Consider the following 13,902-nt stretch of genomic DNA (forward strand, 5'->3'; position numbering starts at 1 on the left):
GGCGTCTTGTCTTTCGTCCGGTCAGGGTTTGTGTGACGGGCGAGCCGCCCGTCGGCCGGCGCCGGCCACTTTCTGTGGCTGTCGCGCGCTGTGTGGGGGTGGTTCCGGAGCCGGTTGGGGTTCGAACCGGTCCTGACCTTTTGTTCCCTGTGTGGGTAGGGGTGGCCCTCTGCAGTACGGGGAGGAGTCGCCGGCCGGCCGCTCCTCCCGGCCCGGGATGGCTCTCAGGGCTGTCGTTGTGGTCGCCGGCGAGGCCCTGTTCCCCGCCCGAGCGGGGTGGTCTCGGCGGTGGGGGAGGCGGTTCCCGGTTCGGTCGTGTGGGTGATGCATTTTCCGCATAGGGCCGGGTTGGGTATGCCGTATGCGGAAAGCGCATGCGGGTGTGGTTGGTCGGGTGGGGGTTCCTGCAGCCGCGGCATGTTGTTTCTCCTCCTGCCGCTGTCTGTCCCGGATCGCGTGGTGGGCTGGTTCTGTTTCGGCGAAGGGCGCGAACCCGACGCTGCGCCTTCCCAGGCGCTCCGCTTGCCGTGCCCGCCCGCCTTGCCCGCGCACCAGTCTGTTGTCTGTGAGGGCTTCTGGTGGTGCGGGAGCCGGCGGGGGCTGTCTCTGAGCGGCGTGGTGGTGAGTGTGGGGGGTGCTGGGAGTCTCTCAGGCTGTTTTCCCTGGTGGTGGGGTGTGCTGAGAGCTGTGGGGGAGGGTGTTTCGGTCGTGGCTCTCCCCCCCCGGCGCTGGCTGGGCCCGGGGGAGGGATTCCTCGTCCGGTCGGCATCGCGTGTCGGGGAAGTCCTGGTCGAGCCGGCGCTGCTGTCCACGGTGGCGGCATCCACCTTCCGCCCCCGGCCCGCGGGCAGCTCGGGAACACCGGCCGTGACGCCTACCGCCCCTGTCCCCGCGCGGCGGGGCCGGGACAGGGCCCGAGCTGCTCCCCGAGAGGTGTGGGCAAGGGGGGATGCGGTTTCCGTATGAGGGATGACCCCTGTCGCGCATGCGCTTTCCGCATGTGCGCGAAGGGCTGCTCCCCCTTTGCCCTCCTTCCCGGTCGCCGGCGCATGGCCCCTGCCCGCTCGAGCTCACGAGGCCTGCCCCGCCAGCAGGCCCCGCCCGGGCCGCGCCCCGGCACACAACACCCTGTCGGTGCGCCCCTGTGGCGGTGTTCGTCTTCGGAGGGGCGGTGGGTGACGGTTCGTCTTGATGTGCTTTCCGCATGGGGCGTTGACGGTCCGCCAGGAGGTGTGCTGACGGCTTTTCACGTGTTCCTCAGACGCAGGCAGCTATCTGATAGTTGGCAGGCATATGCAGTAGTTTGGGATTATTCGATACAGGTCTAGACAACTATTTCAAGCTTCCCTCCCTATCTGTCACTCACAGTGACACCCTAGACGGCGACCCTTGGCCCCCTGGAGCACGACCCCGCCACCCTCGAAGAGACACCGCACGAGCACGACAGCAGGCCGGCACACACCCCCGGCCCCGCAGGGGCCGCACACCCCACCCCACCCAACACACCATCAACCACCAACCAAACCAACCCACTTACCAGCACCACACCCCGCCGCAGGCGGGCGCCCCACCACAAACAACCCCCCACCCCACACCCGCACCCGCCACACCACCCCCACCACCCCGCGGTCACCGAAGGTGCCCGCCCCCACGCAGCCAGCCCAGCGCCGCGCAGCGGCGCAGCGCCTTTGGCGTGACGCAGTGTCGCGGCTCGGTTCAAGGTGCGCAGTGCGGCCTGCTCTGAGCGGGGAATTGCTCACTTCGATGAGCGCGTCTTCGTGTGTATCGGTTGCTGTAGGCGCTTTGCCCGGCCGCAGCTCGTGTGGCTCGTAGACGGACCGGCCTGCGCTTTCCTCTCTCTGGGTGTTGGCCGGGGTTGCGCTGCTCACGTAGAGCGCACGCTGCGCAGCCGGGATGAGCCGCCGGTGAAGGTGGTCATCCTCTGTTAAGCAGGGCGGCTTTTGTCTGCTTTAGGGTGAGCTTGAACGCGCGGGGGTGTGCAGTGGTGCCGGCCCCTTGCTGAACTTCTCCTGCGAACGGTTCACGCTCAGAAGCTCGGGTGGCGGTCGCTGCAAGATTTACATCCGAGCGTGGCCCGCGACTGCAGGGCCTGTCAGCTTCGCCGGAGCATCTGGCACGTGTTCCAGAGTCCGAACCGCGTGTCCTGCAGTTCGGCCCGGTATCCATGGGGGAGAGGGTGTGATGGTTGGTTCCGCGCCGGCGGCTGGAGTGCTATTTTGTCCCACTTCTGACAACAGTAGCGGTCGACTCCAGGGCGAGGAAAGGTGTGTCGGGGCCGCCAGGTCGTCATGGGGCGGAGCTAACGTCGAGGGCATGACGGAGCCGACATACACCGCGGCGTGGGTGCCGGACGACGATCCCGCTCGCAGCCCGGACGTCGCCGCCGAACTGGCCGCCTTGTGGGTGCTGCAGCAAGCCGAAGCCCTGCACGCCAGGCCTGTACTGGTCACCCAGACCAAGCGGCAGTGGACTCTCGGTCCCGATGCCATTAGGAGGCTCGCCACGGCCAGTGACACTGTCACGGACCGCGGCAGCAGGCCCAGCGGGCATCGGCGGGCTGTCCTTGCTTACCTGCCTCGCTATCGTGATATGTACCGCGCGGTCCCATACGCCCGTGGGGGCGCTCTTGCAGTTGTCGAGTACCGAGCCGACCCCTTGAGGGGGTGGGCGATGGAAACGCAGGCGGTGAATCTCGTCGATGGGCAGCTGACACCCAAGACGTGGAATCCGGTCCAGCAGAACCTTCTGGAAGACATCCACACCTACGGCAACAACGGGTGGACTCGCGGGCCGGGCGCCGATCACGCTGCGCGCCTGGCGCAGGAGCTGGTTGCCGATGGCGTGGACAGCGCCTCCATCCTCGGCTTCATGGTGGCCCGCCACCACAGCGAGGAGGCCATCGAGCGCCTCGCCGCGATCATCAGGGAGATGGTCTGAACTACCTCGGAAGGAACTGCGCGACCCTGGGGCGTGGATCCGTTCCGGCCGGCCGGTGTCCTATCCGCCAGCGGTCATTCCTGGCGTGTACGGTCGCTTGACCAGCACGCAACTCGCCTGCTGGCGCAGAACTTCACAGGAGCGCGGGGAGTGACGGTCCTGTTGGAAGTTCAGGTCAAGGCAACGCTTCAAGCAGTAGGTTGAGCAGCTCCACGACTGCTGCAGCGAGGTTCTCCGACGATGCCCTCACCGTTCGAAAAGCCCCCTTTGTACGTGGTCCCGTTCGCCCCGGGAGCGGCGGAGGGCCGAGCTCAGGACCAGTCGGCCTACAGGCCCGTTCTGTTCGAGCGGCCGGAGGTTGCGGAGTCGACCGTCCCTCACGGACTGGCCAAAACGGTGGCCGCTGCGCTGCCCGGCCTCTGGTACTGCCTGCACCTCCCCGCTTCTCTCCCGGACCTCATCGACGTCGATATCTGGATACTCAAGGCAGCCCAGAACCTACGTCTCGAGCACCACATCCTGATGGTGCCGATCGACTGCTTCGAAGAGGACGTCCTCGGCGAGCATCTGCAGCACCACCATCCCGTGGTCACCATCTGCCCGGACGAGCTGCTGGACGAGGCCCGGCAGCGGGCTTCGGCGCTTGGGTTCGCGCTGCCGACGACCCCCTACTCCCAGCTGTCCGACGCCACCCTCGCCGCTCAGTGGAAGGCCATCCATGAGCACTTCATCCCCGACCTTCCCAGGCTGCCGGGGGAGGTGGCCCTCACCCATCGTCTGGATCTGGCCCCTCTCACTCTGCCTCACCGAAGGCTGGCCCGACAGATGGGGTGGCCCACTGCAGAGTCGGTCACCCAGGACACGAACATGCGTGAAGCGTTCGCGCAAGCTCTCCGCGGCCAGGAGTTCTTGGCCGCATTGGCACGCCTGGAACGGGAGGGGGCATCCCACAGTGAAGCTGGCCACCGCTTTCGCCAGACACTCGAGGAAGAAGCCGATCGACTGCGGGTCCCCCTTGCGCTGGGCCTGCCCGGTACTGCACCGGCCTATGCCCGTGTGGCCTACGACAGCGAGATCCGACGCCGGACAAAACCCCAACCCGCCGTCAGCCCGGAGGACACATGGTCGGCCACGCTCCACGAACGCCCCGATCACATGGTCGAACGAGCAGCCATTGAGTTCGCAGTGACCCACCAGTCCGTCGCGAGCAGCGGTCTGGGCCTCATGCTGCCCACCATGCCTTCGGACGCTTTCACCATCCTTGCTGAACTCGAACGACATTTCCACACCCGCCACAACAGCGCCGCTGTAAAACGCCTGTTCACCCGACTCAACGAAGCTGCCCAGCCACTGTGGACCGCGGAGCTGAAGGCCGCGATCCGGCACGCCTCGTACCTGGCGGTCTTCTCGGACTTCCCTCTCGGTCTGCTGACCATGCCCGGAGACAGCGCCCCGCTGTGTGCACGCCTGCCCGTCACCTACAGGCCGTTGCAACCACTGACCAGAATGATGCAGCAGCAGCTCTCCGCCCCGCCGGCTATCGGCCTGGACGGCACTATCAACGTCCTGGTGGCCGAGTGCATCCCAGTCAGCGACCCGGTCGGACGGATGTCGAGACAGGGATGGGACACCGCTTGTGAGACCGCCGCACCGAACTCGGCCACACTCACCATCACCCAGGCCGAGACCCCCACTCTTGCAGCTCTCCAGCGGTCCGTAGCCAGACATCGCCCCGACGTTCTCATCATCAGCGCGCACGGAACGATGGCCGGCAACATGGCCGCACTTGTCATCGGGGACGAGCCGCACTTGGACCTCGGGCTCGACCGTATGCCACCAGTGGTCATCCTCAGCGCTTGCCACGTCGCCCCCCGCGGCACAGGCGCCGTGTCCATCACAGACCTCCTCCTACGAGAAGGCGCCCTGGCGGTCCTCGGTACACAAGTCCCAGTCGATGTCGGACGCAACGCCATGCTGATGGTCCGCTTCATGGTGTATCTCGCCAAAGAGAACACCAAGCCCGGACAGTTCTCCACCATCCTGGACGTGTGGCATCACGTGCAGACGTCGAACGCAGTCAACGACATCATTGACGCAAGCCCCAGCCTCAAAAAATGGGCAACTCGCACCACTGTCGACGGCCTCCCCGTACTCGTTGAGTTCATGAGTAACCGGGCCACCGGCCGTATCCGACCGCCGCACGTCTACGACGACACCGAACACGTCCTGGGCGAGATCGCTGACGAGCAGGGCCAAGGCGACCGCGTACGTAACTGGTTCCGCAGGCCCGGTTACGTCCCCGAGTCGCTGTTCTACGTCTTCGCCGGCCGTCCCGACCGCATCCACCTCACACCACCACAGCTACTGATGGAACAAGCCCGCCCCGGCGGAAGTTCCCAAGCCTGACTCTTTCCCCCCCCCGCCGATCCGGCGGGAGGAAGAGACACAGACCGACGCCGGCACCGGCAGACCCGCCGTCGAAGAGCGACCGCTTCGGCTCATCCACGCGGGCCGTACGAGCAGAGAACGATCCGCAAGAACCCGACAGCGCCTCACCCAGCGGTGCTACTTTGTGCTGCAGGGGAGTGGCACAGCGCATCACACCAGCATGAGCAGACGCTGAAAAACAGCGTCCCCGGTGTGGTCGACCGGTCGCATGGGGTGGGACCCGCGCCGCTCGGACAGGCACGATCAGTAGTGGGGAACGTGGCGCGAGCAGGGTCTCATTCGGCGGCAGGGCAGATGACCGGATACCTCTACCAGTGCGAGCTCGCCCTGCTCGAGCTCGCCCGCCGCAGCTGGCAGGACCCCACCGTCGAAGTCCGCATGGAACTCCTCGACGACATCGAGTTCCTCGACCCCGACCAGACACCACAAGAACTGCTGCAAGCCAAACACCGTGAAGCGGCCGGCCCTCTGAGCGAGACCGGCAAAGACTTCTGGCGCTCCGTCGCGTCCTGGATCGACGCCCTCAAACATCTCTCCGACCCCTCAGACGCCGCCATGCCCATTCTGCGGCTGGTCTCGACCCAGACCGCACCCGCGGACACCTTCTTCCGCTACCTCAGCGCCGGCCCCGAACGAGACGAGGCCAAGGCACTGCAGCGCATGGAACAGGTCGCCGGCGACGACAAAGGGCCCGACACCACCGCCAAGAACCGCGAACTGTTCCTGAACCTCACCCCAGCCCGACGTCAGGAACTCGTCAGAGCCATCACCGTCAACGACGCTGCCCCTGTGATGTCAGACCTGGACCCTAGGCTGGCCAAAGAACTGGGGATCACGCCGAGCGACCACGCTCAGGCCGCCCTCGAGGAGATCAAAGGGTGGTGGTACGGCATGGCGGTCAAGCTGCTGGAACGCAAGAACCCTCAGCGCATGCGCGCCTCCGTCAGCGCCCAGGAACTCATGTGCCGCCGCGACGAGGTCACCGGCCGCTACATCGGCAAGAACCTGCCCATCGCCGAGACGCTGCGCAACCTCACCGAAGCGGAGATCGCCGGCTACAGCGACCGTATGGTCGTCACCCAGATGCGATGGATCGGCCTGCCCGACGCCGAAGTCGCCATGCACCTGCGCGACTACCACTACGCACGCGCACAGCGCTCCGAGTGGCTTCGCACCTTCAAGATCACTCCGGAGCGGATCGACGAATACGAAAGCGAACTCCATTACGAGTGGGAGACCGCCTTCCGCCGCCGCACCCGGCGCCTGCACGACGACGTGAGCGAGGAGGAACGCCAGTCCATCGGCCAGGAAATCCTGGACGCCACCATGGACCGCGTCGCCGACACCCCCCTGCGCCCCGGCAGTGTCACCGCACCCTGGATCGGAACAGGAAGCGCCCACGGCCTGTCCGACCAGGCCGCCACCGCACACCCAGACCGCCAACTGGGCTGGCACCCCGACTACAAGAACCGTTGCAAAAACCCCGACGAAACGCAGGAACAGTGACGACGGACTCCCACCGCAACGTGTCGGAGGCACAGGCGCTGTTCAACCCCGCCTTCGGCGCCTACCTCCTGGCCAGCGCCGTCAACGCCGCCTCGAAAAAGGCGGAGCGCCCTCTGCCCTGGCCCAACACGTTCTTGATCCTGCCTCTCGTGCTGCCCACCGACACCCGCAACTCCCTGCCGGGCAACTCCACGGTCACGCTCACCGCCTGGGCCAACGAACACCCACGCCTCCAGGCCGCCTTCGCTGAACGCGCCGCGGCACTGACCGCCTACACCCGCACCAGCCTGCGCACCGCCATGCGCCACCACGCCATAGACGTCACTCCGGCCGGACTGATCTGCCCCCGCGCTCCCAAGCCCGCCTCCGCCGCCCCCGGCGAGGAGGTCGCCGACTGCGCCCGCGCAGCCGCACTCATCGGCCGCTGGCTCGCCGTAACCGACCCCACCCGAGCCTTCACCGCCCTCGGCGTCCGACCCTGACCCGCCCCGCCAAAGGAGCCCCAGAACCGTCATGCAGCTGCTCGCCCTGGCCCTGTACCACCGAGACGGCAGGAAACCCCCAAGGGTCCTGCGGTTCCGCCCCGGGGCGCTCAACATCCTCACCGGCGAGTCGGAGACCGGTAAGTCCGAGGTCCTCACCATCGTCGACTACTGCCTCGGGCGCCGTGCACCCAACCTGCCCGACGACCTGATCGACCAGACCGTCGGCTGGTACGCCCTCCTGGTCACCTTCGCCGACGGTTCGCGCATGGTTTTGGGCCGGCCCCGCCCGACCGGAGCCTCCACCCACCACGCCTTCACCCGCACCGGCGACGCCACTCTCGACCTTCCCCGACCCGACGAACTCCTCAACAACTCCAACGTCGCGGTCCTGCGCAGCGAACTCAGTGGCCGCCTCGGCATCGAGGACTTTCACTTCCAGCCGCCCACCGGCGCCGCGCGCAGTGCCTTCGACGTCTCCATCGCCCAAGCAGCCCTGCTCTGCTTCCAAAGCCAGAACGAGATCGCCGACCAGACGGCCCTGTTCCACCGCCAGACGGAATCCGGCATGGCCCAGGCTCTCAAGGACACCCTGCCGTACTTCCTCGGCGCGGCCGGCCCTGAACAGTCCCTGCGCCGTCACCGCCTCGGCGAAGCCCAGCGAGCCCAACGCGCAGCACAACGCAAACTCGACGACTCCCTGCGCCATCAGCAAGCCATGGACGCCAACGGCCTCGCCCTCGTTCGCCTGGCGGAGACCGAAGGTCTCCTCACAGATGTGCCCGCAGCCCCCGACGCGTCCCAGGTCCTCGACCTTCTCCACCAGGCCCTGGCCGCAGCCCCCCAGACCGCAGCCCCCCTGGAACTGCGCGACCGGCGCCAAGAACTCGCCGACGAACGCCGCGCCCTGCGTGAACAGCTGCAGGAATTCGACGACGCCCTGGCCGCCGTCGACCGCTGGCAGCAGCAGGGCCGAGCCTTCACCGGTGAACTCCACCTCCAGCTCGACCGTCTCAAAACTCTCGGCCTCCTGGGCCCTGAGCGCCAGCACGACACCAGCATCTGTCCCCTGTGCACCCAACCCCTGGAACACCCAGACCCCACCGCGCAGGACATCTCCGAACTGACCAACCACCTCGCAAAAGAACTCGCACAGGCACAGACACTCCAGCCTGTCCGCGAAGAACACCGACGTGCCCTGCTGGCCGAACGTACCGGCGTCACCGAACGCCTCAGGCTCAACGGAGCCCAGCTCAAAGAACTCCTCGCGAGCGACGAACGCCTGCGCAACCTGCAGGAACACAACATCCGTGTCGCGCACATCCAAGGCCGCATCTCCGAAGCACTCACCCGCACAGGCACAGACAGCGACATCACCCGGCTGCGTCACAACCTCGTCCTTGCCCAGGAGAACGCCGCCACCCTGGAGCAGCTCGTCGACGAAGACGACGTCACGGCCGAAACCGAGCGCCGTCTCGCCGACATCGCCATCGGCATGACCGCTTGGGCCAAGCGCCTCAATCTCGGAGGTGCAGCGGACGCCACCGAAGTAGGGATCAGCCTCAAGCTCCTCAACGTCGTTCTCAGGCGACCGGCCGGACGACTGCCCCTCACCCGCATCGGCAGCGCCAAGAACCACATCGGCTACCACCTGGTCGCCCACCTCGCGCTGCACACTTACCTGCGCCGCAACAACCGGCCCGTTCCCGGCTTTCTCATGCTCGACCAGCCCACGCAGGCGTTCTTCCCGGAAAAGCCCCGCGACGCATCCACCATCCAGGACGCTGACTGGGCCACCGTCACCGCCTACTTCCAACTCCTCAACGACGTCGTACAGCTCAACCAGGGAGCTTTCCAGATCATCGTCTGCGACCACGCGAACCTGCCCGAAGGCTGGTTCCAGGACGCCGTGATCGGCAACTGGCGCCCCGACGCCGAAGGCAACCGCACCGCTCTGATCCCGCTGGACTGGCTCGACGACTGACGACACACCCGCGTCAGCCCGTAAGCAGTCCATCCGCTCACGGGGTTGCCTGCGCCTGCGCCGGCAACCCCGCCGTCCTCAGGGCGACGACGCCGCATCACGTCCACGGGATGCGCTCCGTCCTCGCCACGGCCACGCTCAGCAAGCTCTTGCCGCCGGGCCGTGGCGCGCTGTGCTGTGCCCCGGGTTGCCCGGGAAAGGCCAGGAACTCACTGCGATTCGATGCTGTCGCTGAGGTAGAAGTCGAAGTAGGACAAGGTGGCATCCATGTCACTCTGGTGTCCGAGGATGTCGTTGTAGAACTGCACCGCGGAGATGTTCGGGCGGGCGAACTTGCAGTAGGCGACGGCGGCGTACGCCTGGCGCAGTTCTCGCGGAGTGATCGGCTGTCCCTCGGCATCGGTGAAGGTGCGCTTGGAGACGATGCCGACCTCTTTGCCGAAGCGCTGCGAGTAGGTCTTGTTGTCCAGGGCGGGATCGACCACCTCGCGGATGCGAGCCACAGTCTCAAGGACGAGGTCCCGCTCTGCGAGCACAGGGATGGAGTAGGGGGAGCCGGCGCGCTCGGTCTCACGGGTCTTGGTCTGCTCGCTGAACATGACCTGCACTACGTCAGCGGAGACAGGTTCGAAACCGCCCACACAGCCGACCTCGTAAGGACGGCGGCCGGTCAGAGCCACGACGCCGGCGATGGCCGCCGCGTTGGACCACCGGACCTTCGCGTTGTAGCTCACCAACGCCACAGCCCGCTCGATGTGCTCCTGTCCGTTCAACGGCCGCTGATTGCGGTGCCGCTCCTCGCGCTGCTCCCGCTGGTGCCGGCGGTACTGTGCCACGTGGGCATCTGAGAGCTTGAACTTCTCCAGGACGGGGGCATCCTCGCCCAGTTCGGCTTTGAGCACGTTCCGGTAGCCGGTGATCAGGCTGCGGGTCGTGGTCATGGCATAGAGCTCGCCGGTCTCCGGATTGATCCGCTGGTCGATGTCCGACAGTTCGGCGAGCACAGCCGTATCCATCCTTGGGCCGTCGGAGCCGGCGTCACGGATCTTTGCCACGAAGCGGTCGATCCGCTCCCTGTCAGCCGGAGTGATCATGCAAGGCCCTTCAGATCGCGGTCTCTTGGCGACAGCCCCGACCGGTGTGTATCAAGCCGGCAACAGGCAAGGACGCTCATGCATTGGCGGACATCCTCGCCGGTACGGGCGTGGGCCAACCTATCGGGCCGCAGCGGGGCAGAAACTGGTCGTCGACGCCGCCCGACGCGGAACCGCTCCAGACTCAGGCGCAGCTCTGCCCAGTGGACATGGGTTCGATGTGTTGCGCGGATCGGAGTCGCGACAGCCGCATGACTGTCTGCCCCACCGCTTCCATGCCGACGGCGATGCCGACGACAGCGTGTCTGGGTCGGCGGAAAGAGACCGCAGTCAGAGCGGGCACGACCTCGCCACCCTCCAAGACGGCAAATCAACCGAGGACTCCTCGACTGGGCGGACGGCATCCTCGCCCTGGACACCCTCCGCGCCATGTGCGGCGAGACGAACGCGCACAAGCTGACGCTCTGCCTCGGTGACCGTGACGTGCCGGCCCGATCGCGCAGGACGGGCAAGCTTTCGGGAGCCTCGATGGGTGCGGGCAACCGCTAGCCTGCTTCGGCATGTCACCGCCGGGGGAGGAGATCGAGGGTGCCGTTACCGTCTTCTGTGCGTCGTTGGGCCGGATGGGCTTGGGATTTTCATGACGCCGACGTCGAGTTGATCTATCAGCGTTGTGTCCTGGCCTGTCTTGAGGTCCCGCGTATCGCGAGGCTTCTGGGTCACCGGCCAAGAGCGACGCGCGATGCGGTGATGCAGCAGATGTGCCGCAGCGAAGTGATGGACCGGACGCTGCCGACGGCTTCCCGGGCCGTGCTCGAATCGGCTATCGAGGACCGCGACCGGCATCGTGAGCGCTTTCGTCAGGCGCATCAGCAGTACTCCTGGGCAGCTGTCTCTCTCTTGCTCGTGACCCTTCTGACTCTCGCCGCGGCAGTCTTCGGACCGGTCGGACTACTGGCCGCCGCTTTCGTTCTGGCCGTCTTCGCGGCAGGGCCCCGCGCCCGGGGCGGACCGGCCGGTCTCTACGTCGCCGGGTGCCTGCGGGTGGTATGGCTCTGCTTGAGATGGGGAATCGCCAGGCTCACGCTGGGCATCGAGGCGGCACAGTGGGGCGAGACGACGGGGCAACGCATCGAGCCGGCGGTGTGGCGCACGACGCGCGCTCTGCTGGGTGACGACCCCGATTCCCTCCTGGTGTCCGATTCCTTCGACGGGCTGAGGTCGTCCCGGAGCCGGGCCTACCGGATCGACAACGCGGCACTGCAGACCCTCACCCGCAAGCTCAGCCACATGGACTCCGGCACTATCGCCGTCTGCGGGCCGCGCGGAGCAGGGAAGTCCACGCTCCTCGAAACGACCGTCGACCGGGCCGACTTTGGCCTCCTCGCCCAGGCCCCCGCGAGCTACACACCCCACGAGTTCTTGCTGTCCCTGTCCGTGGACCTGTGCGAGAAATACATGCGGCATCACGGTCACACGGTTCCTCCCCTGGTACAGCTGTCGCCGCTCAAGCGTTTCCTGCGCCGTGCCCGTTCACGCGGCGCTCAGCTGCTCAAGTGGGCGGCCTTCGCGCTTCCGGCGGCCGCGGCTGTCGCCCTGGGAGTCGGTGCAGCCGTCCGCAAGAGGGTGGACGAGCACGTGCCGTTCCTCCAGGAAGCCCGGCGGTTCACGGAAGAACGAATCGATGACGCAGCCGGGATCTGGCAAGGCCACGCCGCGGCCGGCACCGGCGTCACCATCGCTCTGCTGGGCGTGGCGTGGTGGCGTGCCCGCAACTCCGAATGGATTCGGGACGTGGCCCGCGGCACGTGGCGGGCCGTTGCATCCGTTGCAGGCCTCGCCTTGATCGTGACTGCGCTGGTCGGAGTGGGGCGGGATGCCTGGATCGCTCAGCATCTCGAGACCGCGGTCGCCGTCGCGGCTGCTCCGATCGTCGTCTCAGGTCTCCTTTGGCTGCTGTTCTCCGCCGCTGCTGACTTCGCCCCGCAGTTCGAGGTACGCGGCTGGGATATCCGCCCGCGGGTGCTGCTGGGCATCCTCGCCGGGATGACCGGCTGGGCGGGCCTGCTGTACGCCCTGCGAGCTCCGGACATGCAAGGGGTTCTTGCGTCCCCGCATAACGCGCTGCACCTGGCCGAGGTGATCACCGGAGTTCTTCTCCTGCAGGGCCGGCACTGGGCGCCGAAGCCGGCCGAGCGGCACCTGGTCACCAGGTGCCGTAGCCATCTCTTCCGCCTCCAGACCCAGCTGTCAGCCTCCACCGCCCTGACCGCAGCCACGCCACAATTCCTGACCCTGGGAACCAGCCACACCACATCAGTGGCCACGCTCCCGCCGAACTTCCCCGAAGTAGTCCAGGAGTTCAGGGACCTCCTGGCCCGCATTGCCGCAGAGTTCGAAGAGCGCGACCAGAGCGTCGTGATCGCGATCGACGAGCTGGACCGACTGGGAACCGACACCCACGTACTGGCCTTCCTCGCCGAGATCAAAGCCATCTTCGGCGTGGAACACGTCCACTACGTCCTCGCCGTGGCCGAAGACGTGGGCGCAGCGTTCGTCCGCCGAGGACTGCCCCACCGAGACGTCACCGACAGCTCCCTGGACGACATCGTCCACGTCCAGCCCGCAACCCTCGAGGAATCACGCACACTGCTCGACAAACGAGCCGAGCTAACCGGCCCATATGCCCTGCTCACCCACACACTGGCCGGAGGCATCCCGCGTGACCTCATCCGCTACGGACGCCGCATCATGGACATGAAAGACAAGACCAGATCCGGCGAGCTGGTCCGCATCGCCCGCCTGCTCATCCTCGAAGAACTCTCAGAAACACTCGCAGGCTTCCGCACCCTGCTCAGCAAGCAGCAGTGGACCCCGGGCACCGGCAATGTCCTCAACTCTTTCCGGACCCTGGTTGCGCTGCTTCGCGAACCCTGCCCCTGCACCGAAGGCGAACTACGCAGCGCTCTGCAGCAGTTCGCCTTCTACCAAACCGGCGACGCCACGCAGGCACCCGGACAGGAGCTCGCCGACGAGGCACGCCAGCTCATCGACGAAGCATCCGCCTACACCTACTTCTCCCTCACACTCCTCGACATCTTCGCCGAGGACGGCCTCGCACGCCGGACCCGGCAGGCAGCCCAGCGCGGACCCGACGGCAACCCGGAACGACTGGCCCACGCACGCCAGGAACTGGCCGTCTCCCCCTACAGCAGCCGCCCGCTGATCGAGGCCATCCGCAAAGCGTGGTCCCTCCCGATGAGCCCCAGCAACGTCATTCGCCGGCCGTGGGAACGTGAATGCCTGGTCCACGGTTCCTGAGGGGCGAGTCCCGCTCCTCATTCTTGAACACCGAGGACGCTTTGAACGGTCAGAAGCGCCATGAAGGTGCGGCCCAGCCGAAGATGAGCAGGGCAAACTTCCGGGAGCT

General features: G+C 66.7%; 7 protein-coding genes. 6 read left to right on the forward strand and 1 reads right to left on the reverse strand.

Features of this window, described 5'->3' with window-relative positions; all coding sequences use genetic code 11:
• The first annotated feature begins 2,334 nt into the window (after positions 1-2,334).
• The 5 genes from ACF1BN_RS36325 (at position 2,335) to ACF1BN_RS36345 (ending at position 9,378) form a co-directional block, all read left to right on the forward strand.
• A complete protein-coding gene (locus ACF1BN_RS36325) occupies positions 2,335-2,958 on the forward strand; it encodes a hypothetical protein (protein WP_392335875.1) in 624 nt (207 codons plus the stop codon).
• A 396-nt stretch (positions 2,959-3,354) separates the two neighbouring features.
• Positions 3,355-5,364: a CHAT domain-containing protein gene (locus tag ACF1BN_RS36330; protein ID WP_392335876.1), complete on the forward strand. Its 2,010-nt coding sequence runs from the start codon at positions 3,355-3,357 to the stop codon at positions 5,362-5,364.
• A 336-nt stretch (positions 5,365-5,700) separates the two neighbouring features.
• On the forward strand, positions 5,701-6,912 hold the full coding sequence (locus tag ACF1BN_RS36335; RefSeq protein ID WP_392335877.1) for an ABC-three component system protein: 1,212 nt from the start codon (positions 5,701-5,703) through the stop codon (positions 6,910-6,912).
• A complete protein-coding gene (locus ACF1BN_RS36340; RefSeq protein ID WP_392335878.1) occupies positions 6,909-7,394 on the forward strand; it encodes a three component ABC system middle component in 486 nt (161 codons plus the stop codon). Before ACF1BN_RS36335 ends, ACF1BN_RS36340 begins: the two co-directional genes overlap by 4 nt.
• A 31-nt stretch (positions 7,395-7,425) precedes the next feature.
• Positions 7,426-9,378 carry a DUF3732 domain-containing protein gene (locus ACF1BN_RS36345; RefSeq protein WP_392335879.1) on the forward strand — a complete coding sequence of 651 codons (1,953 nt, stop codon included), beginning with the start codon at positions 7,426-7,428 and terminating at the stop codon, positions 9,376-9,378.
• A gap of 209 nt (positions 9,379-9,587) precedes the next feature.
• Here the strand turns inward: ACF1BN_RS36345 and ACF1BN_RS36350 are convergent, their stop codons facing one another.
• Entirely contained in the window at positions 9,588-10,472 is an 885-nt protein-coding gene (locus ACF1BN_RS36350) for a protelomerase family protein (RefSeq protein WP_392335880.1), read from the reverse strand.
• Between the two features lie 750 nt (positions 10,473-11,222).
• Between ACF1BN_RS36350 and ACF1BN_RS36355 the strand changes: the two genes are divergently transcribed.
• Complete coding sequence (locus tag ACF1BN_RS36355; protein ID WP_392335881.1) at positions 11,223-13,793, forward strand: P-loop NTPase fold protein; 2,571 nt, start codon at positions 11,223-11,225, stop codon at positions 13,791-13,793.
• The last annotated feature ends 109 nt before the right edge of the window (positions 13,794-13,902 follow it).

The organism is Streptomyces sp. NPDC014861 (assembly GCF_043081625.1).
Taxonomy (GTDB): domain Bacteria; phylum Actinomycetota; class Actinomycetes; order Streptomycetales; family Streptomycetaceae; genus Streptomyces.